Consider the following 21,805-nt stretch of genomic DNA (forward strand, 5'->3'; position numbering starts at 1 on the left):
GGCTTGCGGACCCGTGCTCTACTGCCAGGTCGCGGTGTCGGGGTCGATGCCGTGGGCGTGCGCACTGGCGTCGATGATGCGACGGAACCACGAGGCAAGGCCGGTGCGGATGCTGTTGTAGTGGGTGGCGAATCCCGGATCGGCCTCGTACTTGCGACCGAGACAGACCTGCATGTGCCGGGTGAGGGGAAAGTACGAAGCGAAGACTTCGCGGTGTCTCTCGACGAGTTGATTCGCTTCCGGGCTACCGGGTGTGACACCGGCGTCCATCGCGTCGCCGAGGGCGCGGTCGAGACCGGCCACGGCGTCGGAGATGTCCTGCCATTCCGCCGGACCGCGGGAGGCCGAGCGCTCGGCGTACTGCTGCCATTGCGTCGTGTCTCCGTAGCGCTGACGGGCTTGGGCGGGCCAGTCCGGGTTCCACCGGGGGCCGAAGACCGCGGCCTGCTGCTCGGCGGTCAGCAGCAAGCCGCGCTCGTGGGCGTCGATCATCCGGTCCAGCCCGGCACTGAGCTGCCGAAGCCGGTCGATCCGTTCGGCGACCTGGGTGCGCTGCGCACGCAACGCGGCGGGCACGTCCGTGGCCGGGTCATCCAGGACGGCCCGGATCCGGTCCAGGCCGAGGCCGATCTCACGGTAGATGACGATGCGGTGCAGGCGTTCCAGATCACCGGCGGTGTAGAGCCGGTATCCGGCAGTTGTGCGCAGCGACGGTCGCGCGAGACCGATCTCGTCCCAGTGGTGCAGCGCCCGGACTGTCACGCCCAGCCGCGCCGAGACCTGGCCGACGGTCAGGCCATCGGCGGCAGTGGCGACAGTGGCGTCTGTGGCCTCGGTGGCATCAGGCATGCGTCTCATTGTCGCCGTGGCCGACGTCGTCCGGTGGGGTGATCCCGACGGCCGCAAGATTCCGTGCCTCCTCACTGGCCGGATCGAAGGGCTTCGCCGCGGTGAAGACGATCCGTGCGTTCTCGGGGGTGATCACCGCCACGTCGCGGGTGTTCCAGGGGGTGTCCCGTGGACCGTCGACCGAGTCCGGGCGCAGCGCCCGGCAGTCCTCGACCAGGGAATCGACCTGGCTGAGCACGCACGCGAAACTGACGCTCATCGCCGGTGGCTCCTTCGGGGCGCTCGCCGCCGGGACGAGGAGTACGTCCTGGAACGCCCACCGCCGCAGATGCACCAACTGGCCGGGGATGCTGAACAGTTCGAAGAACCCGAGCCCACGGATCCAGAAGTCCACGGACGCCGCCAGATCGCTCGTGGGGATCGTCACGAACGCCGGCATGCCGTAGATGCCGCGGAACAGCTCGGGCGCAGCCGCGTCCGGGCCGGGAGCGGGTACGGGACTCGTCTCGAACGCGTTGTAGTAGTCGGTCACGCACCTCACCCTCCAGCCTCACGCGACGTGAGGGTCAAGCCGGATTCGGGAATCGCGCTGTACGGCGGGGACGGACGGGGCCGTTGGGGCGTATTCATGAGATTTTCGGACTATGGGCGGACGTGGCGTCACGGGCACGTGACCGGCCCATGGCAGCGTCGGGGCCGTCCCCCATGCCCGACCGCTTCGCGATCAGCAAAGGCACCCCCCCCATGCGATCCATGCGACTGCGCCCCGTCCTCGCCACCGGAATCCACGGAATCTCCGGAGCCATCGGAGCAGTGGGCATCACGGTGGGCACGATCGTGCCCACCGTGCTGCCCGTGACGACCGCTGTCGCCGTCGTCTCGGAGGTGGACGCGGACGCGGGCGACGGGCCCGGTTCGGGGCCCGGGGCCGACCGGCAGCCGAGCTGTGGCAAGCCGTCCGACCCGGACTTCCCCATCGATACGCGTATCCACGGCGGCCCGGACGAGTACCGCCCCGGCGGTCCGCCGGCGACCTGGTCCATCGATCTCACCAACAGCACCGACGAGGCGTGCCACAACATCCACCCGGTCATCGTTCTCAGCGACCGGCACCGGTCCCTCACCGCGGCCCAGGTCCGGCTCCAGCTCACCGACGACAAGGGACGCTGGCGGGCCATGTCCCTGGAGAAGTCGGACGAGGACGAGACGATCGCCGTCCTCGAAGGCGGCTTCCCCGGCTTCGCCGTTCCGGGCCGGCAGACCGTCACCGTGCGCGCGAGGCTCGCCTTCACGGCCGCGGCCGACACGAACAAGGTCGTGGCGAACGCGGCGACGGTGCAGCGGCGGGGCGGTGACGGCGACTGGGTGGGCGAGTCGAACGACTACCGCTTCTCGGTACGCGGCGCGGAAGCGCGAACGGACCCCGACACGGCCCCCGACGCCAATCGGGACCCCGCCCCCGACCCCGACTCGGGCACCGCCCCCGGCACCGGCGACCGCCCCCGTACCCCCGACCCCACCCGGGACCCCACCCCCGGCACGTCCCCCAACTCCCAAGGCCACAAAGACTCTTCGCCTCCCCTCGGCATCGGCGCGCTCGCCGACACCGGCTCCGGCTCCTTCACCGGCCCCGCGATCGCCGCCGGAGTGCTCGTCCTCTCCGGCGTCGCCCTGATCGTCGGCGTCCGCCGTCTGCGCCGCCGTCACTGACCCAGTCTCGATTCCTGGCACGGCCGCTGCCAGGGCGCGCACGGAGCGGTACTCTCGTGCTCGTCCTGGGCCTGAACGAAGCGATTCTGGAGTCCGACCATCCCCGTGACCCACGAAGTCGCGTGCGTGGTCCTCGATTTCGCCATTTCCGCGGGTCCCTGTGCGATCTACGGGTGGTGAGCGGCGTGTCGGTGTACAGAGGTACGGGACACCGCCCGGCGCCGCCCCGAGCCACCTCCCGCTAGGAGATACGAGCCGTCATGCCCCGCAACGTCCCCAACTCCCCCAACTCCCGCACCACTCGATCCTGTCGCACCCCGCTCACGGCCGTCGCCGGCAGCCTCGTCCTGACCGCCTCGCTCGCCGGGTGCGGCGGCGGCTCGGGCGACTCCGGGGAGAGGATCGTCACCGTCTACAGCGCCGACGGGCTCAAGGGGGTCGACTTCGACGGCTGGTACGACAAGGTCTTCGCCGATTTCGAGGACGAGACCGGCATCAAGGTGATGTACGAGGAGGGCGGTTCGGGCGAGATGGTGGACCGGGCGGTCCGCGAGAAGGACGACACCCGCGCCGATCTCATAGTCGCCCTGCCGCCGTACATCCAACAGGCGGAGCGGAAGGGGCTGTTGGCGTCGTACGACCCCAAGGGCGCGGACCGGGTGCACGGTTCGTGGAAGTCCGTCGACAACAGATGGACGTCGGTCGTCAACAACTACTTCGGCTTCATATACAACAAGAAGGAACTGACGGACCCTCCGGCCACCTGGGAAGAGTTGCTGGACGCCAAGTACAAGGACAAGATCCAGTACTCGACCCCCGGAGTCGCGGGCGACGGTACGGGCCTCCTCATCAAGGCCATGAACGACTTCGGCGGCGAGAAGCCCGCGCTGGAGTATCTGCGGAAGCTCGAAGACAACAACGTCGGCCCCACCCCCTCCACCTTCAAGCTCGCGCCCAAGGTCGACAAGGGCGAGATCCTTGTCGCGAACGGCGACGTACAGACCAACTTCGAGCAGTCCAAGACCCTGTCGAACATCGCGATCTGGTTCCCGGCGAAGGAGGGCGGCGAGCCGACCACGTTCGCCATGTACTACGGGGCCGGCCTCATGGAGGGCGCCCCGCACAGCGCGAACGGCAAGAAGCTGCTCGACTACATGCTGACCGAGAAGGCACAGAAGCAGGTCAGCGGCATCGGCGGCGGCTTCCCCGCCCGTACGGACGTCAAGCCCACCGACGAGAACGCCATCGAACTGGAAAAGCTGATCGACGGCGTCACGCTGTTCGAGCCCAACTGGCAGAAGATCGAGCCCAGCCTCGACGGCTACGTCGACGGCTGGAAGTCCGCCACCGGCAACTGACGCCCGTCCCACCCCGGCCCCGCCTCCCGGGAGCCACCATCATCAGTACCTGATTAGGCTGGGGTCGCCGAGCGGCACGGAGCAGTGCCCGCGGCGCCACCAGCACACTGCGTACGGCAGGAGTCCGTCACATGTCAGAGCGCAAGCCGATCGAATCCTGGCTCACCGACATGGACGGTGTCCTCGTCCACGAAGGCACCCCCATCCCCGGCGCCGAAGCCTTCATCAAGCGGCTGCGGGACTCCGGCAAGCCCTTCCTCGTCCTCACCAACAACTCCATCTACACCCCGCGCGACCTCCAGGCCCGGCTGTCCCGGATGGGTCTCGCCGTGCCCGTGGACAACATCTGGACCTCGGCGCTGGCGACCGCCAAGTTCCTGGACGTCCAGCGCCCCGGCGGCACGGCGTACGTCATCGGCGAGGCCGGCCTCACGACCGCGCTGCACGACATCGGCTACATCCTCACCGACCACGACCCGGACTATGTGGTGCTCGGTGAGACGCGCACGTACAGCTTCGAATCACTCACCAAGGCGATCCGGCTGATCAACGACGGCGCCCGCTTCATCTGCACCAACCCCGACGAGACGGGCCCTTCGGCCGAGGGGCCGCTGCCCGCCGCCGGCTCCGTCGCCGCGCTGATCACCAAGGCGACCGGGAAGGACCCGTACTTCGCGGGCAAGCCGAACCCGCTGATGATGCGCACCGGGCTGAACGCCATCGGGGCGCACTCCGAGACCAGCGCGATGATCGGCGACCGGATGGACACCGATGTCCTGGCCGGTCTTGAGGCCGGGATGGAGACCTTCCTGGTGCTGACCGGACTGACCAAGCCGGCCGATGTCGACCGCTATCCGTTCCGGCCCTCCACGATCGTCGACTCGATCGCCGATCTGGTCGATCTGGTCTGACCGGATCTGACTGAATACTCGCTGGTCACAGCCGCGTACGGGGCATTTTCGGGTCCGCTGCGGATGCGGGATCGGGCTGGACGCGTGAGGCTTCCCTCATCAGGAGGTTCACGATGCGTTCAGGCTTGCTCGCTCTCCGTGCCGCAGGGCTGGTCGCCGCCATGGTGGCGGTCCCGGTCCTCGGTACCACCGCCGCCGACGCCCACGACTCCGTGAAGGTGAAGGTCACGCCGGCGCCCGTCCGCCCCGGCGGTGAGGTGAAGATCAAGGTCACGGGCTGTAAGAACCTCCGCGCGGCGGCGGCGCGGTCGGACGTCTTCGTCGCCGACTCGGAACTCGCGGCCGGCCGGGGCGGTGACCGCAAGGCGCTGAACGGCGAGGCGAAGGTCAAGTCGTCGGCCAAGGACGGCAAGTACAAGGTCGACGTCTGGTGCGACGGGCACGACCATCGGGGCGCGACTGTCTTCGAGGTGGATCACGACCCGAAGCCGAAGCCGAAGCCGAAGCCCCAGCCGACGGAGGCTTCGGAGAAGCCCTCCACGAAGCCCAAGCCCAAGCCGCAGCCGAAGACCTCCGCCACGGCCTCCGCGAAGCCGGAGTCCGAGCCCAAGCCCAAATCCGAGCCCAAGCCCAAATCCGAGCCCGAATCCGAGCCCAAGCCCGAATCCGAGCCGAAGCCCGCCCGGACCGGCCGGCCGACACCGCCGCCGTCCTCCCAGCCCCGGCCCCAGGCCCACGCCAGCCCGAGCGCGAGCCAGGCGTCGCCCGTCGCGCCCGTGCGGGCCGGGGGTGGCGGCAGGACGACCAGCACCGCCGCCGCCGACGAGGCGGGCCCCAGCACCCCGCACACCGTGATCGGTCTCGTCCTCGCCGGTGTCGCCGCCGTGGCCGTGGCCTTCCGCAGCGCGCGCCGGAGGCGTTCCGCCGCGCGGGACTCCGACTGAGACGGCTGGCATGGCTGAGATGTCGACCACCAGAACCAGAACCAGTACCAGTACCAGTACGAAGACCGGCACCCACCACCACACCGGAGCCGGCCGGCTCCTCACCGGCATCCTCTTCGCCCTCCTGCTGCTCGGCCTCTGGGCCTGGGGCCACGACGGCGTCGTCGGCACCTCCGGGCCCATGACCGGCGACATCGCCGCCGTGGGCCGCCCGGTCGAGGAACGCCCTGCGGCCCGCGACCCGCTGGAGCCCGCCGATCCGCGCCGCGTCGAGGTCCCCTCCGTGGGGATAAAGGCGCCCATCGTCTCCCGCGGCCTCGACGTCACGGGGGCGGTCGAGCCGCCGCCGTACGAAGAACCGGGCACGGTCGGCTGGTACGACAGCGGCGCCCGGCCCGGCGCCACCGGCACCGCGCTCCTCGTCGGCCACGTCGACACCCAGACCGAACCGGCCGTCTTCTACGGGCTGAGCGCCGCCCGGCCCGGCGAGAAGGTCCGGGTGACCAGAGCGGACGACTCGGTCGCCGAGTTCACCATCGACGACGTGAAGGTCTATTCGCGGGAGAAGTTCGACGCGCGGAAGGTGTACGGCTCCCACGAGCCGGACCGCGCCGAGCTGCGCCTGATCACCTGCGGCGGGACCTTCGACCGCGAGAGCGGTACGTACACGGCGAACGTGGTGGTCTCGGCGTACCTCACCGATGTGCGAGAGGCGCATCACGATGGCTGATCCCGCTCTCCCGGGCGTCCCGGGAGCCCCGCTGTCACAGCTCGTACACGAAGGCGAGCGGGCGGCGTTACGGCTCCGGGCCGTGTGCCAGGATGGATTCGACCGTCTTGTCCGGGCAGGCAGTCAGACAGGAAGACAGCAGGCAGGGCAGGAACGGGGCGCCTGGGGGGCGGCTCCGACGAACAGGCACCGAGGGGGAGTGGATGTACGGCAGTAATTCCGGTCGCAACCTACGAGTGACGGCATGCGCGGCGACCGCGGGGGCGGTTCTGCTCGTCGCGGGCTGTTCCTCCGACGGCGAGGACAAGGGCGAGAAGAACGCCGCCGCCTCGAGCCAGCAGCCCAAGGCGACCGATCCGTACTGGGTCAACCCCGACGGAAACGCGGCCAAGCAGGTCGCCGAGTACACGAAGGACGGCGACGACAAGAACGCCGAACTGATCAAGAAGATCTCCTCGCAGCCCGTGGGCGAGTGGATCGGCCCGGACAACCCCGAGGCGGAGGCCCGCGGTTACACGGAAGCCGCCACCAAGGCCGACCGGGACGCCCTGCTGGTCCTCTACAACGTCCCGCACCGCGACTGCGGCCAGTTCTCCAAGGGCGGCGCCGCGGACGGCGACGCGTACCGCGAGTGGGTCGACAAGGTCGCCAAGGGCATCGGCGACCGCCGGGCCACGGTCGTCCTGGAGCCGGACGCGCTGCTGCACCTGGTGGACGGGTGTACGCCCGAGGAGTTCCACGAGGAGCGGTACGACCTGCTGAAGGGGGCCGTCGAACGGCTCAAGCAGCAGCCGGCCACCACGGTCTACCTGGACGCGGGCAACGCCGGCTGGCAGTCGCCCGACTCGCTGTTCGAACCGCTCCAGTGGGCGGGCATCGACAAGGCGGACGGCTTCTCGGTCAATGTCTCCAACTTCTTCCCGACCGAGGTGAGTCAGGAGTTCGGCAAGAAGCTGTCGGCGAAGGTCGGGAACAAGCCGTTCGTGATCGACACCAGCCGCAACGGCAACGGCCCCTACACGGCGGGCGATCCCAGCGAGAACTGGTGCAACCCGCCGGGCCGCGCGCTCGGCGAGCCGCCGACCACGAAGACCGGCGACCCGCTGGTGAAGGCGTATCTGTGGGTCAAGCGCCCGGGGGAGTCGGACGGCGACTGCAAGGGCGGACCCAAGGCCGGCGACTGGTATCCGCAGTACGCGTTGGAGCTGGCGCGCAACGCCAAGTAGAGACGCCACGCAGTACGTACGGCAGAACGAACAGGCCCCGGGGCTGCTTCCGCTCCGGGGCCTGCGCGTTCAGTCACGTACATACGGGTATACGGGCCTACGGCACCTCGACCCACACACCCTCGGACGGCGTCCCCTTGTCGTCCGTCACGAAGAGCATGTACCAACCCGCCGGCACCAGCGCCTGGTTGTCCGGCACCGTCACCTCGATCCCGTCCGCCGTCTTCTCCATGTCCAGCGCGATCGACCGCTGTTCGACGTCCGTGACATGGGTGACGGCGCTCGGCCGCATGAGCTTCGCGGACGTGAGCGACGCGGCGTCCTTGGTCTTGAAGACCCCGGACTCGCCGCGCTCGATCTTCTTCGGTCCGTCGCTCAGCGCCGGCTTGGAGTCCCGGTAGAGATACGGCGGGGTGTAGATCTCGATCCGCTGCTCGAAGACGCCCGGCTTGGTGTTGGCCTTGTCGGCGTAGAGCGAGTCGGAGCCGAAGATCATGACGCGGCCGTCGGGCAGCAGCAGCGAGCCCGAGTGGTAGTTGCGGCCGACCTCGGGATCGGCGACGCGCTTGTACTCGTCGGCCTTGGCGTCGTACATCCGCGCTTCGAGGATGTTGGAGCCGCCCCGTCCCCGGTAGTCCTCGGCGCCGCCCGTGACCAGCACCGAATCGTCCGGCAGCAGTGACGCGCTGGGGTAGCGGGTGCCCTTGTCGAGCGCCGCGCCGTCCTTGAACTCCGGGTTGTCGTCCTTGAGATCGACCAGCCGGGACTTCTCGCTGGACTTCTCGGACTCGCCCACGCCACCGCCGCCGATGACCATGAACTTCTGGTCCTGCGCGGGCGGCAGCATGACGGTCGCCGACGTCTCCATCGTGTCCGCGTCGCTCAGACCGGGGATCTTGTCGAACTTGTTGGTGTCCAGGTCCCAGACGCCGGGCCGGCGGCCGACGTCGGCGGGGCCGTATCCGGCGTTGGAACCGCTGTAGAACAGCTTGCCGTTGTCCATCAGGAAGATCGCCGGGTAGGTGGGGAACTTCCTGATGATCCCCGTGTACTCCCACTCCTTGGTCTCGGGATCGTAGATCTCGTCCTTGCCGGGGACGATCTGCCCGATCTCGTCGAGGCCCGACAGCGCGAGCACCTTGCCGTCTTCCAGCGTCGTGAGTGTCGGATACCAGCGGGCCTCGTTCATCGGGTCCACTTTGATGTACTTCTCGGCGACCGGGTCGAATTCGAAGGCGTCCTTGATGCCTTGGAAATCCTTCTTGTCGAGCGCGAGCTTCTGCGCGATGCCGTAGACATTACGGGCGTCGGCGCCCTTCATGCCCTGCACCCGGTAGTTGTCCTCGGTGCCGGTCTCGTACTTCTTCCCGGACTCCTTGGCCTCGACGTAGATACGGCCCAGACCCGGCTCGGTCCGCAGGAAGGCCCCGGTCACCGGGTCGAATATCTTCTCCGCCTTCTCGACCAGGACCGGGTCCTTGGACTCGAAGGTCTTGCCGTTCTCCTTGCCGGTGAACATCGTGCCCGCCGGAAGTGTCATGGGCTTGTCGGGGTCCTCGTTGTGGACCACCATCAGGCCGCCGGCCTTGGTGGTGTCACCCTTCAGCTTCTCGTACCGCTTCGTACCGCCCGCCACCAGCAGATTGCCGTCGGGCAGTTGGGTGTGCCCGGCGCAGAACATGTCCTTGGGCGTCGGGATCATCTTGAAGTCGTTGGTCGCCGGATCCCACAGGACCGACTCGAACTTGTTCGCGTCGAAGTTCTTCTGGTTGTTGCCCGACCCGGCTATCAGCAGCACTTTGCCGGTGTGCAGCAGTGCCGCGTGAATCGAATTGATCTTGAATTTCGACGGGATGTCGAGAAAGCCCCAGTGGCCGTTCTCGGCCTTGTACTCGGGCCGGTTGATCTTGTATTCGTGGTACTGCTCCGAACCGAACCGCCACATCGCCGGCCCGTTCATCCCGGCCACCACGACGATCACCGCCGCGCCTATCGCCATCCGACGGGCGCGGTTCTTGCGGTGATTCGGCCGGACGGGAAGCGCACTCATTGCTTAGGTCCCCCAAGGGAAATCTGTATGGTCTGGTCGAGGGCCCCGGGGGGCGTCGGTTGTGGCGCCTGCTGTGGCGCGGGCCGCGAGTTCGGCTGCGTCGGCGGCCCCGGCTGATGGCGCTTCTTCTTTTTCTCCGCGCGCATGCCCAGCCGCCAGACGATGATCGGTGACGCCGTGATCAGCAGCGCCAGCGACGCCCAGGTGATCATCGCGGGATGGTCGTGCCCGAAGTAGAAGGACGAGCCCAGCGATCCGGCGAAGACGAGAATGAAGAACAGATGGATCCGGAACGTCCCGAACAGCGTGTCCGGGCTGGACGAGTCACCCTTGGGCGTCACCACGAAGCCGCTCTTGCGGCGCAGTACGGCATCCAGCAGCGAGCGCGCGTAGATCGGCGCCGAGAGCGCGGACATCGCCATGCCGGCGAGCCCGCCGGACCCCTCGGGCTCGTGCGGCGAGACGTTGTGCCGCCGGTTCCAGATGTACAGACCGATCTGGAGGGCCGAGGCGTTGCCGTACAGCATCATCCAGATCGCCGGGTCGATCTGCACACCCGAGGCGCCCATGCCCAGGAACAGCGCACAACTCAGCGCCGCCAGGATCCAGTTGAGCGCCGACATCGGGTAGAAGATGATCATCATCGTGTAGTTGAACAGCTTGCCGGGCGGCAGTGTGGTGAAGCCCCGCCAGTACTGCTTGAGGATCGTCTCGTACGTGCCCCGCGACCAGCGCAACTGCTGGGTGAAGAAGTCCGTCCAGGCGGTCGGGCCCTCGCCGACGGCGAGCACGTCCGGGGTGTACACGGAACGCCACTTGTTGCCCGTCTGCGGGTTCTTGGCGCGGTGCATCTCGAAGCCGGTCGCCATGTCCTCGGTGATCGAGTCGTACAGCCCGCCGATCTGTTTGAGCGCCGAGATCCGTACGGCGTTGCTCGTGCCGACGAACATGGGCGAGCCGTAGCGGTTGCCCGCGCGCTGGATCAGGGCGTGGAAGAGGAACTGCTGCGACTCGGCCGCCTTCGTGACGAACGTGTCGTAGTTGCCGTACACCTGCGGGCCGATGACGAAGCCGACGTCCGGGTCACGGAAGTAACCGAGCATCCGCTCCAGGTAGTTGGCCATCGGGATGTGGTCGGTGTCGACGGACGCGAAGAAGTCGTAGTCGTCGCCGTGCGCGTCGAGCCAGGCGTTGTAGTTGCCGTGCTTGGTCTTCGCGCGGTGCGCGCCCTTCGCCTGGTTCCACTTCGCCACGCCCTTGCGGGAGAAGTGGTGCACACCGAGCCGGGCGCAGACCTCCTTGACGGCGGGGTCGTCGCCCTCGTCGAGGAGCCAGACGTGCATCAGCCCCCGGTGCCGGATCTTCACCGCGGCCTCCAGCGTCTTCGTCACCATTTCCAGGGGCTCTTTGCCCGGTACGAAGGAGGTGAGGAAGGCGACGCGGGTGCCGTTCGCGGGTACGACGGGGACGGGGTCACGTGCCACCAGCGTCGCGTGCGCGTTGGACAGCACGTTCATCGTGCGGAACAGCTCGATCAGTCCGATCGAGACGAGCATCACGATGTCGAGGACGAGCAGCGTGTCGTTCTTCAGATTCGGGTCGCGCTCGGTCCAGTGCTGAGGCTGCATCAGCCAGGCGAAGAGACCGAGCGACAGCAGCGGGGCGGCGCCGAGCAGCAGGGCGGCGCGGATCCGGTGCGGCTCCTGCGAGAGCAGCGAGCGGTACTGCACCTTGTACGGCTTGTCCGGGTCCGGCTGGGTGAGCGGGCCCGCGAGCCGGCTGTAGTGCTCGTAGTCGTACTTGGGCAGTTCGTTCTTGTCGTGCCTGGGCCGCGGCCGGGCTCTCCTGAGTTGCGGGGGAACCCGGAGCTGAGTGGTCCGGGACGCGTCGTTGTTCGGCCGCTCGCCGTTCGGCGTCGACGTCATCAGTCATCCCCCCGCACGCAGACCGGCTGCGTGATTGGTCGGTCGGTTCGTCCGGAGAGGGCCCCCGCAGACCACCCGTCCCGGACGTGTCGGTGGCGGGCCGCCCGGTGATGGCCCGCCCGGTCGCGCCCCGCCGTCAGTACAGACACACATCGGGACCTTCCGGTTGCATGATGCCGTTCGCGACATCAGCCCATGAACGGGACCCCCACCCCGATCACTATGCAAACCGGAGCAAATTATTCTGCTGCCCCAACTGCAAGAAACGCGTGCTTCGTTGGACTCGTCGGCTTCAGGATAGGTTCTACGACCCCCGTCATGATCGCAAGAGTGAAAGATACTACTTGCGTGTCATATGCCCCCATTGGGGGGTCCGTCGGAGGTCGAGCTGTGGCCGTACTGTGAAGTTGCCGCGAAGGTCTCCCGCTCCCGCGCGGTGATGCCGGGGAACGAGCAAGGCCCCCTCGCGTGATGCGAAGGGGCCTCAGCCGTGCGTGCGCCGCCAGGGACTCGAACCCCGGACCCGCTGATTAAGAGTCAGCTGCTCTAACCAACTGAGCTAGCGGCGCCTGCTGACCTGGAGAACTCTACCCGACGCTCCGGAGTGCTCCCAACCATTTGATGAGTGATGTGGCCTGTCGGATGGTCGTTTTTTACCTTTGATCCGTCAAAATGTGATTAGTCATGATCGTTGACGTCCGACGCGCGTGCAACACCGCACAGCATCTTGTCGAGTGTGGAGGGGATCGCATGACCGCACCGGTCTTCGAGGAGTACGAACCCGCTTGCGACTGTCCCTGTGACGGATGCGCCGAGCAGCGCCGCCGACTGGCCCGGGGTCTGTCCCTGCGCGCCGGCGGCCACCCCGCCGCACACGGCGCGCGCCGCGCCCTGGTCCTCGTCACCGCGGCCGGCGTCGCCCTCGGCGTCAGCGGTGCGGGGGCGGGGGAGGCCGACGCGGATACGACGGCGGGCGGGACCGCGTCGGTGGCCGAACCGGATCCGGCGACCCCGCAGGGCGAGAGCGGCCCGCTGTACGGGCCCCCGTCGGCGGGACCGTCGCCGAACCACTCCGTCGACACGCTGCGCAGGACCAGCCGCGCCGACATCATCAACCGCGCCAAGCGGTGGGTGGGCGCGAAGGTCCCCTACTCCATGACGGAGTACTGGTCCGACGGCTACCGCCAGGACTGCTCGGGCTATGTCTCGATGGCCTGGAACCTGGACGGCAACGAGTGGACGGGAACCCTGTCCCGCTTCGGCACCCGTATCGACAGGGGCGACCTCCAGCCCGGCGACATCCTGCTGTTCCACAACCCGTCAGACCCCACCAAGGGGTCACACGTGACGATCTTCGGCGGCTGGACGGACTACACGCACACCTACTACCTCGCGTACGAGCAGACGAAGCCGAACGCGCGTACGCAGTCCACGCCGATGGCCTACTGGAACAATTCAGCGAATTACGTGGCGTACCGCTACAACGGCGTGACCGGCGGCACCGCCGGCGGTCCGACGGGCACACCGGCGTCGGTGGCCTTCCCCGGTGCGAAGTCCTTCGGGCCCGGCGCCGACAGCGCGCACGTGACCCGGCTCGGCGTCATGCTCGTCGGCCGGGGCGCCGGGCGCTTCTACGAGGTGGGTCCCGGACCTCGTTGGAGCGAGGCCGACCGGCGTGCCACGGAGGCGTTCCAGCGGGCGCAGGGCTGGCGGGGCGCGGAGGCGGACGGGCTGCCGGGGCCGGACACCTGGCGGTACCTCGTGGAGGGGCGTGGCAAGGACATCCCGAAGGCGGGCGCGGCCGGCCCCGGCGGTACGGGCGCGCGGCCGGCGTTCCCCGGCGCGGACCGGTTCCGGCCGGGCCGCTCCAGTACGTACGTCACCCAACTCGGCGAGCGGCTGGTGAAGCGCGGCTACGGCCGCCACTACGTCTCGGGCCCCGGCCCGAGGTGGGGCGAGGCCGACCGGCGCAACGTCGAAGCCTTCCAACGGGCGCAGGGCTGGCGCGGCAGCGCGGCCGACGGGTACCCGGGCCCCGAGACTTGGCGACGACTCTTCGCATGACGCATGACGACGGAGGCAAGGATGACCACACAGACATCGCAACCGAACGGCGACGGGCAGATGCTGCGAGGCGCGCCGGCGCTCCGGGCGGCGGCGCGTAACGCGCTGACGGCACGAGGACCGGCGGATCCGGCGGGTCCGGGCGCGTCCACCGGGCCCGAGGTCCCGGCGGAGCCCCGGCCGGCCGAGCCGCCAGGCTGGAACGAGGCCGGCTGGCACCAGAACGTACGCCTGCTGAAGGAGCCACCGCCCGCGCCCGAGTCCGAGCTCGAGCCGGTGCACGAGGAGGAGCCCGAGCCCGCCTTCGGGCCAGGGCCGGAGGCTTGCTACGGCGGGCCGGTGCCCGAGGCCGCCGACGTGGTGGAGTGGGCGTCGGAGCCGGAGTTGGTCTCGGTGGAGCTGCCGGTGGCGACGGGTGCCGCGCTGCTCAAGTCCGGGGACGTAGACCCGCAGACCCGCCCGGAGCGGGAGTTGGAGTCCGCGCCGGTGGTCACGGCTCGCGCCGAGCCGGGGTCGGCGGCGGGTGACGTGCGGGAGTCGGTACCGGCCGGGACCGGCACGGCGAAGCCGGCCGCGTACGCCGGGGCCGAGCCGGGCGAGGCGCTGGAGGCGGTACGGACCGGGACGGGCGCTTCGGCGCCGGCCGGGTACGCCGGGCGCGAGCCTGTCGTGGAGCCGGAGGCCGGGGCGGCGTCGGAGACCGCAGCGGTCTCGACCACGTACGCCGGCCCGCAGACCCGCCCCGAGCGGGAACCGGCGGGTGATGTCCTGGAGTCCGTCCGGACCGGGGGCGGCGCGCATGGTGAGCCGGAACCGGTGCCCGAGGCCGCCGACGTACCGCATTCGCGCGGTGAGTCCTGGGCGTTGCTCACGAGGGGTGTCACGGAGCCGGCCGCCGAGGCCGTTGACGGTCCGTCGGCCCCGGGCACCGAACCGGCCGAACCGGCCGAGAACGACCCGCGCGTCCACGACGTGGCCGTGGTCGCGACCACGGCCACGGACACGACCGTGACCAGCCACGACGCACCGGCAACGGACACCGCGCCGAGTGGCATCCCCGCCCCCGTGTGGAACGTCTCCGTGCGCGCCGGTTCCGGGGACGCCGTGCCCACGCGGGCCGCCCTCACCTTCGACAGCCACCGGTGGAGCAGCCCGCTCATCGTCGGCGAGGCCACCCACGAGATTCCCGTCCATCTCCTCTTCCGCGACGACGAGACCACCGGCCCGGTGGTGGCCGCGCGCCCGAGGGCCCGGCGCGCGCCGGTCGTGCTCGCCCCCGCATCGGTCTCGCGGCCCGCGACGCCCGTCGATACGAAGCTGGTCGAGCGGCCCGGTCCGACGCTGCCCGGCTGGACGGCGGCGCTCGTCGGTGTCGGCGGGCTGTTCGCGTGTCTGGTGGTGCTCTGGTGGGTCGGGGCCGTGCCCGAGACGCTGACGGAGATGTTCGGGCTGGACTCGAATCCGTACAGCGGCATCGGTATCGGCATGTGGGCGCTGCTCACCGCCGCCGTGACGCTCACACTCTTCGCCTTCGGCGGGCTCGGCCGTGGCCGGGTCGGGCACGCCTGGGTGCTGACACTCTTCGGTGAGTACCGGGGGAGCGTGCGCCGTACGGGACTTCTGTGGGTGAGCCCGCTCCTGCTGCGCCGGCGTGTGGACGTACGGCTGCGGCACTGGCGCAGCGAGCCGATGCCCGCCGTCGACGCGAACGGTACGGCGCTGCGGGTCGTCGTCCTGGTGGTCTGGCGGGTCAGGGACACCGTCCGGGCGGCGCTCGGGGTGCGCGACCACGAGGAGTATCTGCGCGAGCAGGTCGAGGCGGCGATGGCCCGGGTGCTCTCCCAACTGCCCGCCGACGCCTTCCACGAGGCCGCGCCGACGCTGCGTAACGCCGAGGTCGTCGGTGAGGCGCTGACCCGGATGCTGTCGGCCGAGTGCCGGCCCGTCGGGCTCGACGTCTTCTCGGCGCAGCCGACGCGGATCGAGTACGCGCCGGAGATCTCGGCGGCGATGCAGCGCAGCCGGATCGCGGCGATCGACGCCAGGCACCGGGACACCGTGCTGACGTCGGTGGTCGACGCGGTGGACGACACCGTGCACCGGCTGACGTCGCGGGGGCTCGTGGAGCTGGACGACTACGAGCGCAAGGCCCTGGTGAAGGACCTGACCGTCGCGTTCTACACCGGCAGACACGGTCTGAACGAGGGGAACTGACGGTTCCACTCGCGTTTGATTGGTCTGGACCTTTCTTGGTCGTTGATATGGACACGGTCAACTTCCGTCAATACTGTGGGACTTGGTCTAGACCTGATTGCGCAGTCAGGAATCCCCGCCCGAACTCCCCACGGTCCCTGGAGCGAGAGCATGCGAAAGAAGAGAATCAGCGCCGCCGTACTCGGTCTCGCGGTGGCAGGTGTGTCCCTGCTCGCCACCGGAAGCGCGAACAGCCACGGCTACACCGACTCACCGATCAGCCGGCAGAAGCTGTGCCAGAACGGCACCGTCACCGGATGCGGTGGCATCCAGTGGGAGCCGCAGAGTGTCGAGGGGCTCAAGGGCTTCCCGGCCGCGGGTCCCGCGGACGGAAAGATCTGCGCGGGTGGCAACGGCGGGTTCGCTCAGCTCGACGACCCGCGTGGCGGCAACTGGCCCGCCACCAACGTCACCGCCGGGCAGGCATACAGCTTCCGCTGGCAGTTCACCGCCCGGCACTCCACGTCCGACTTCCACTACTACATCACCAAGAACGGATGGGACTCGACCAAGCCGCTCACCCGCGCGGCCCTCGACCCGCAGCCGTTCATGACCGTGCCGTACGGCAACAAGCAGCCGCCGGCCACGCTCGTCCACCAGGGCTCGATGCCCGCCGGGAAGACGGGCAAGCACATCGTTCTGGCCGTCTGGAACGTCGCGGACACCCCCAACGCGTTCTACGCCTGCTCGGACGTCAAGTTCTGACCGGTCGAAGTCTGTCCGGGTCGCAGTCTGATCGGTCGCAGTTCGATCGATCCGTTCCGTCCCAGTTTCATCAGCATGTGACCGGCGAGGGTCTGATTCATCGCTGACCGGACCGGGCCGTCGTACGCGGGGTGTGTGCCGCAACCCGCTTACCACGGCCCGGTCTTGGGCTTTCCGGGCCCCGACGCGCGGGCCCGGCCGGTCAGATGGCCAGCGAGAGCGCCATCGGCGCAGCGCCCCGGTTGAGGGTGTCGGCCGCCGAGCGCAGCCGGTGCGCGTGCTCGATCGGCATCGACAGGGCCAGACAGCCGACCGCCGAACCGGCCGTCAGCGGCACCGCCGCGCAGACCGTGCCCACCGCGTACTCCTGGAGATCCAGGATCGGGACCGTGGGCGGCTGGCTGTCCAGCTTGGAGAACAGCAGCCGCTCGCTGGTGATGGTCCGTGAGGTGAGGCGTGCGATCTTGTGCCGGGAGAGATGGTCCCGGCGGCTGTTCTGGTCGAGCTGGGTGAGCAGGCACTTGCCGACGGCGCTCGCGTGCGCCGCCGAGCGGAAGTCCACCCACTCGTTCACCGCGGGCGCGTCCGGCCCGTCCGCGTACTGCGTGATCTTGACCTCGCCGTCGACGTACCGGCTGATGTAGACCGCCGCGCCGACCGAGTCGCGCAGCTCGGTGAGTGTGTCCTGGAGCTTGGCCGCCAGGGCCTCCTCGCGGGTGGTGCCGGTGCCGAGCAGGACCAGCGAGTCGCCTATGACATACGCGCCGTCCGCGATCTGCTCCACATAGCCCTCGCGGCGCAACATCGCCAGCATCGAGGCGAGATGGCCGGTCGGCAGGCCCGTCTCGCGGGCGATCTGGACGTCGGTGACGCCGCCGGTGTGCTTGGAGACCGACTCGAGGACGCGCAGGACATATTGCACCGAGTGGAACGGCGCGGTCGGCTCTGGCTTCAGCGCCACGGTTTCCCCCTACCAGGTTGTGACCGCAAGCTTCCCTACCACGATAGCCGTCAAGAGCCGTTTCCGGGGCGGCTGTTGACCAGAATGACGACTACACGCACCGGCCTCATCTGGGGCGTATCGTGCTGGCATATGCCAGAGTCACAACCTTGCCGGTGAACTCCCCGGCGGCCGGCCCATGGAACGGCGGAACCCGGTCCGCTCGACCGGACCGGGTTCCGCCGAATTCCGCGAGGCGGGCGCCCCCTTGACGCGCCGGGCGCACGCCTAGAGGACGGCGCTCAGGAACTCCCTGGTGCGCTCCTGCTCCGGATCGCTGAAGATCTTCTCCGGCGGCCCCGACTCGATGACCCGCCCGGCGTCGAACATCAGTACGTCGTCGGAGATGTCGCGCGCGAAGTTCATCTCGTGCGTCACGCAGAGCATCGTGATGTCCGTCGTGCGGGCGATGTCCCTCAGTACGTCGAGGACGCCCGCGACCAGCTCCGGGTCGAGCGCGGAGGTCACCTCGTCCAGCAGCAGGACCTGCGGGCGCATCGCCAGCGCCCGCGCGATGGCCACCCGCTGCTGCTGCCCGCCCGATAGCTGGCTCGGATACGCGTCGCAGCGGTCCCCGAGCCCCACCAGATCGAGCAGACCGCGCGCCCGCTCGTCGGCCTCGTCCTGGGACAGACCGAGCACATGCACCGGCGCCTCGGTGACGTTGCGCAGCACCTTCATGTTCGGGAACAGATTGAACTGCTGGAACACCATGCCTATCTTCTTGCGCACCTCACGGACATGGTTCTCGCCGGCGGGGACGAGCTTGCCGTCCTTCTCCTGGTGCGTGAGGTAGTCACCGGCCACCTTGATGGTGCCCTCCTCCGGTTTGATCAGCGTCATCAGGAGTCTGAGGATCGTCGTCTTGCCCGATCCCGAGGCACCTATCAGCGTCACGTGTTTGCCGGAGTTGACCGTGAAGTCGAGCGAGTCCAGGACCGTGTGGGACCCGAAGCGCTTGGTGACCTTGTCGAAGCGGATCAGCTCGCTGCCGTCGGTGGCCGGATTGGCCGTTTCCTTCGAGGTGTCGGGGGGAGTGCTGTGAGTGCTGTCAGCGGACAAGGCGACGCTCCAATGCTCGCATGAGAAGGGATGCCGGATAGGAGATGACGATGAAGGCCACACCGACGACGGTGAAGACCTCGACCGTCAGGAAGGTCTCGGAGGCGAACTGCCGTGCCTCGCCGAGCATTTCCAGCACTCCGATGACGAACAGCATCGGAGTGTCCTTCAGCATCGCGATGACGTAGTTGCCCAGCGCGGGCACGACGCGGCGGATCGCCTGCGGGAGGATCACCGCACCCCAGGTGCGGGACCTCGGCAGGCTGAGCGCCTTGGCCGCCTCCCACTGGCCGGCCGGGACGCCGTCGATACCGGCCCGGTAGACCTCGGCGGTGTACGTCGAGTAGTGCAGGCCCAGGCCGACGACACCGGTCACCATGGCGCTGAGCGTGATACCCCACTCGGGGAGCACGTAGTAGAGGAAGAACAACTGCACGAGCAGCGGGGTGTTGCGGACGAACTCGGTGATGACGTTCACCGGCCAGCGCACCACCGCCAGGCTCGATCGCTGGGCCATCGCCCACACGAGACCGAGCGCGAAGGCGAGCAGCGCGCCCAGGACCAGCGCCTGGAGCGTGACGAGCAGGCCGTCCCAGAACATCGGCATGAAGTCGCCGACCGCGGACCAGTTCCAGCTCATCAGCGCTCACCTCCCGTGCTCGCGGCGTTCGCGGTGTTCGCGGTGTTCGCCGTGACGGCGTCCTGGCGGGGGATACCGGCATCGCGCCCGATGCCGAACCTGGGCCCGATGCCCCGCTTCTTCTCCGGGCGCTGCCCGATTCCGGCCTTGGCCTGTCGTTCGAGGGCGCGCATACCGCGCGTGAGCACGAAGGCGAGCACGAAATACATCAGCAGGATGACCGTGTAGACGGGCGCGCTCTCACCCGTCGCGTTGCGCACCAGCGACGCACCGAAGGCGATGTCGGCCACGCCCATGACGGAGACCAGTGCCGTGCCCTTGAGCAGCTCGATCAGCAGGTTGTTGAACGGCGGGATCATCTCCGGCCACGCCTGCGGCAGGATGATCTTCCGCAACTGCTGGGCGGGCGTGAAGCTCAGCGCGATCCCCGCCTCGCGCTGGGCGGGGGCCACGGCCTGCACCGCGCCCCGGACGACCTCGGAGCCGTACGCCCCGTAGGTGAGCCCGAGCGCCAGCGTCGCCGCCCACATCGGGACCAACTGCCAGCCGAAGCCCAGCGGGAGCACGAAGAAGATCCAGAACATCAGGATGAGCGCGGACGTGCCGCGGAAGATCTCGAAATAGGCGCCGGATATGAACCGCACGATCCACAGCCGGTGGGCGCGGGCGAGGCCGACCACCAGCGCGACGACGGCGGCCAGCGCGGCGCTGAAGACCGTCAACTGGACGGTGATCCATACGCCTTCCAGGAGGAGTTTCCACAGGCCCCAGGTCATCTCACTCATGGCGCGCACTTCTCCTTCGCGGTGATGGTCGTCATCTGGTCCTTCGTGAAGCCGAAGGGCCGCATGATCTCCAGCAGTTCACCGCTCTGCTTGAGCTTGTGCAGCTCGCGGTTGAAGGAGTCGCGGAGGTTGGTCTCCGGTGAGCGGAAGGCGAAGCCGCCGACGTCGATGACAGGCTTGCCGTCGACGATCGGGGTGACCTCCTTGGTGGCCTCGGCCTTGGTGCTCTCGGTCTCCTCGATGACGTTGAACACCGTGACCGCCGTGCCGGCGAAGACGTCGACGCGGCCCTGTTCGACGGCGAGCAGCCCGGCCAGTTGGTCGGGCAGGGTCGTGATGCTCTTGACCCCGGCCTCCTCCGCGTAACCGATCTCCGCGTAGCCGACGCCCGTCGCCATCTTGGCGCCCGCGTCGGCTATGTCCTTGTACGTGTGGAGATTCTTCGGATTCCCCTTCCGCACGATGAACGCGTCGAGCATCTGGTATTCGGGATCGGCGAAGATGACCTGTTCGCAGCGTTCGGGGTTGATGTACATCCCGGCGGCGACCACGTCGAATTGGAGCGAGTTGAGTCCGGTGATCAGCGAGCCGAACTCGGTGGCGAAGGGCTGGACGTTGTCCACCCCCAACTCCTTGAAGATGCGGGTCGCGATGGCCGGGGCCGAGCCCGTCATCTCACCGTCCTTGCCGATGTAGCTGTACGGCTGCTCGCCGGCCAGCCCGAGGCGTACGGTCCCCTTGGCGCGCAACTGATCCAGGAGGGTCCCCCCGTCCCCGGTGTCGGCGGTGGCCACGCGGCTGCATCCGCTGGTTGCCCCGACCGCCCCCGCGACACCGAGTGCCGCGGCACCCGCGAGCAGCGAACGGCGCCGGAGCCCGGTTCTTGTGTTCTCCGCGATTCCTGTGCTTCGTATGGTGTTCCGCTGTAGTGGAGCCATAGGCGCGCGGCTACCCGGATCGACCGAGGGTATGCGGATTATTTTCGGACCGATATGCCTATCGTTGTCCGCTGTACCGAACTGACGGGAAGGGTGGATAAGACCTATGAGCGACCGCTTCATCGAAGTGTCTCTGGACAAGCGCGGCGTACGCTGCACCGCCAAACTCCTCGACGATCTGGCCCCGATCACCTGCGCCGCTGTGTGGGATGCGCTGCCGCTGGGCGGTGACGTCTACCACGCGAAGTACGCGCGCAACGAGATCTACGCGCTGATGCCCGGCTTCGCGGCACAGGAGCCGCCGCTGGAGAACCCGACGGTCACCCCCATTCCGGGCGACCTGTGCTACTTCACCTTCTCGGACACGGTGCTGGGCACCACGTCGTACGGGTACGAGGAACAGGCCGCGCACCGGGGCCGCCGTACGGTCGTGGACCTCGCGCTGTTCTACGAGCGCAACAACCTGCTGATCAACGGCGACACGGGGTGGATCCCCGGGATCGTCTGGGGCTCGGTGGTGGAGGGGCTGGACGAGATGGCGGAGGCGTGCCAGGACCTGTGGCGCGCGGGCGCGATCGGCGAGACCCTCAACTTCCGGCGCGTCTGAGGCCGGATCCGCCCGGCGGGCCGGTTCGCCCTCAATCGCCGGGCGGGC

Annotated in this window: 19 protein-coding genes and 1 tRNA gene; 10 read left to right on the forward strand and 10 right to left on the reverse strand. The window is 68.7% G+C overall.

From position 1 onward, the window contains the following. Positions 1 to 18 precede the first annotated feature (18 nt). Together OG329_RS27970 and OG329_RS27975 are read right to left on the reverse strand one after the other, a co-directional pair. The gene (locus OG329_RS27970; RefSeq protein WP_405799061.1) at positions 19 to 849 is read right to left on the reverse strand and encodes a MerR family transcriptional regulator; all 831 of its coding nucleotides are present in this window, start codon (positions 847 to 849) and stop codon (positions 19 to 21) included. Beyond that, the gene (locus tag OG329_RS27975) at positions 842 to 1,381 is read right to left on the reverse strand and encodes a VOC family protein (RefSeq protein WP_405799063.1); all 540 of its coding nucleotides are present in this window, start codon (positions 1,379 to 1,381) and stop codon (positions 842 to 844) included. The genes OG329_RS27970 and OG329_RS27975 overlap by 8 nt, the downstream gene beginning before the upstream one ends. 212 nt (positions 1,382 to 1,593) lie before the next feature. Here OG329_RS27975 and OG329_RS27980 point away from each other — a divergent pair, with 212 nt between their 5' ends. The 6 genes from OG329_RS27980 to OG329_RS28005 all read left to right on the forward strand — a co-directional run bounded on the left by OG329_RS27980 (position 1,594) and on the right by OG329_RS28005 (position 7,728). Then, the gene (locus OG329_RS27980) at positions 1,594 to 2,559 is read left to right on the forward strand and encodes a hypothetical protein (protein WP_405799065.1); all 966 of its coding nucleotides are present in this window, start codon (positions 1,594 to 1,596) and stop codon (positions 2,557 to 2,559) included. Positions 2,560 to 2,819: 260 nt separating this feature from the next. Then, the gene (locus tag OG329_RS27985) at positions 2,820 to 3,917 is read left to right on the forward strand and encodes a 2-aminoethylphosphonate ABC transporter substrate-binding protein (protein ID WP_405799067.1); all 1,098 of its coding nucleotides are present in this window, start codon (positions 2,820 to 2,822) and stop codon (positions 3,915 to 3,917) included. Positions 3,918 to 4,048: 131 nt separating this feature from the next. Beyond that, on the forward strand, positions 4,049 to 4,828 hold the full coding sequence (locus tag OG329_RS27990; protein WP_405799069.1) for an HAD-IIA family hydrolase: 780 nt from the start codon (positions 4,049 to 4,051) through the stop codon (positions 4,826 to 4,828). Positions 4,829 to 4,941: 113 nt separating this feature from the next. Then, on the forward strand, positions 4,942 to 5,772 hold the full coding sequence (locus tag OG329_RS27995) for a hypothetical protein (RefSeq protein WP_405799070.1): 831 nt from the start codon (positions 4,942 to 4,944) through the stop codon (positions 5,770 to 5,772). 19 nt (positions 5,773 to 5,791) lie between these two features. Next, the gene (locus OG329_RS28000) at positions 5,792 to 6,502 is read left to right on the forward strand and encodes a class F sortase (protein ID WP_405799072.1); all 711 of its coding nucleotides are present in this window, start codon (positions 5,792 to 5,794) and stop codon (positions 6,500 to 6,502) included. A 203-nt stretch (positions 6,503 to 6,705) separates the two neighbouring features. After that, entirely contained in the window at positions 6,706 to 7,728 is a 1,023-nt protein-coding gene (locus tag OG329_RS28005; protein ID WP_405799074.1) for a glycoside hydrolase family 6 protein, read from the forward strand. 97 nt (positions 7,729 to 7,825) lie between these two features. Here the strand turns inward: OG329_RS28005 and OG329_RS28010 are convergent, their stop codons facing one another. The 3 genes from OG329_RS28010 to OG329_RS28020 all read right to left on the reverse strand — a co-directional run bounded on the left by OG329_RS28010 (position 7,826) and on the right by OG329_RS28020 (position 12,272). Further along, a complete protein-coding gene (locus OG329_RS28010) occupies positions 7,826 to 9,778 on the reverse strand; it encodes a galactose oxidase-like domain-containing protein (protein ID WP_405799076.1) in 1,953 nt (650 codons plus the stop codon). Further along, entirely contained in the window at positions 9,775 to 11,703 is a 1,929-nt protein-coding gene (locus tag OG329_RS28015) for a glycosyltransferase family 2 protein (RefSeq protein ID WP_405799078.1), read from the reverse strand. Before OG329_RS28015 ends, OG329_RS28010 begins: the two co-directional genes overlap by 4 nt. 495 nt (positions 11,704 to 12,198) lie before the next feature. Next, positions 12,199 to 12,272, reverse strand: a tRNA-Lys gene (locus tag OG329_RS28020). A 181-nt stretch (positions 12,273 to 12,453) separates the two neighbouring features. On the opposite strand from OG329_RS28020, the gene OG329_RS28025 reads away from it, so the two are divergent. From OG329_RS28025 to OG329_RS28035, 3 genes are all read left to right on the forward strand, one after another. Beyond that, positions 12,454 to 13,767 (forward strand): peptidoglycan-binding protein, encoded by a 1,314-nt coding sequence (locus OG329_RS28025; protein ID WP_405799080.1) that lies wholly within the window; start codon positions 12,454 to 12,456, stop codon positions 13,765 to 13,767. Between the two features lie 21 nt (positions 13,768 to 13,788). After that, positions 13,789 to 15,981 carry an SPFH domain-containing protein gene (locus tag OG329_RS28030; RefSeq protein WP_405799082.1) on the forward strand — a complete coding sequence of 731 codons (2,193 nt, stop codon included), beginning with the start codon at positions 13,789 to 13,791 and terminating at the stop codon, positions 15,979 to 15,981. A gap of 150 nt (positions 15,982 to 16,131) precedes the next feature. Next, complete coding sequence (locus tag OG329_RS28035; protein WP_405799084.1) at positions 16,132 to 16,725, forward strand: lytic polysaccharide monooxygenase; 594 nt, start codon at positions 16,132 to 16,134, stop codon at positions 16,723 to 16,725. 202 nt (positions 16,726 to 16,927) lie between these two features. Here the strand turns inward: OG329_RS28035 and OG329_RS28040 are convergent, their stop codons facing one another. The 5 genes from OG329_RS28040 to ehuB form a co-directional block, all read right to left on the reverse strand. Then, positions 16,928 to 17,686 (reverse strand): IclR family transcriptional regulator, encoded by a 759-nt coding sequence (locus OG329_RS28040; protein WP_405799086.1) that lies wholly within the window; start codon positions 17,684 to 17,686, stop codon positions 16,928 to 16,930. A 267-nt stretch (positions 17,687 to 17,953) separates the two neighbouring features. Then, positions 17,954 to 18,787 carry an ectoine/hydroxyectoine ABC transporter ATP-binding protein EhuA gene (ehuA, locus tag OG329_RS28045; RefSeq protein ID WP_405799088.1) on the reverse strand — a complete coding sequence of 278 codons (834 nt, stop codon included), beginning with the start codon at positions 18,785 to 18,787 and terminating at the stop codon, positions 17,954 to 17,956. Then, the gene (ehuD, locus tag OG329_RS28050) at positions 18,777 to 19,427 is read right to left on the reverse strand and encodes an ectoine/hydroxyectoine ABC transporter permease subunit EhuD (protein ID WP_405799090.1); all 651 of its coding nucleotides are present in this window, start codon (positions 19,425 to 19,427) and stop codon (positions 18,777 to 18,779) included. The genes ehuA and ehuD overlap by 11 nt, the downstream gene beginning before the upstream one ends. Next, a complete protein-coding gene (gene ehuC, locus OG329_RS28055) occupies positions 19,427 to 20,212 on the reverse strand; it encodes an ectoine/hydroxyectoine ABC transporter permease subunit EhuC (protein ID WP_405799092.1) in 786 nt (261 codons plus the stop codon). Before ehuC ends, ehuD begins: the two co-directional genes overlap by 1 nt. Next, on the reverse strand, positions 20,209 to 21,150 hold the full coding sequence (gene ehuB, locus OG329_RS28060) for an ectoine/hydroxyectoine ABC transporter substrate-binding protein EhuB (RefSeq protein ID WP_405799093.1): 942 nt from the start codon (positions 21,148 to 21,150) through the stop codon (positions 20,209 to 20,211). The genes ehuC and ehuB overlap by 4 nt, the downstream gene beginning before the upstream one ends. 106 nt (positions 21,151 to 21,256) lie before the next feature. On the opposite strand from ehuB, the gene OG329_RS28065 reads away from it, so the two are divergent. Beyond that, entirely contained in the window at positions 21,257 to 21,757 is a 501-nt protein-coding gene (locus tag OG329_RS28065) for a DUF3830 family protein (protein ID WP_405799094.1), read from the forward strand. The last annotated feature ends 48 nt before the right edge of the window (positions 21,758 to 21,805 follow it).

The organism is Streptomyces sp. NBC_01506 (genome assembly GCF_045040295.1).
In the GTDB taxonomy this organism is placed as follows: domain Bacteria; phylum Actinomycetota; class Actinomycetes; order Streptomycetales; family Streptomycetaceae; genus Streptomyces.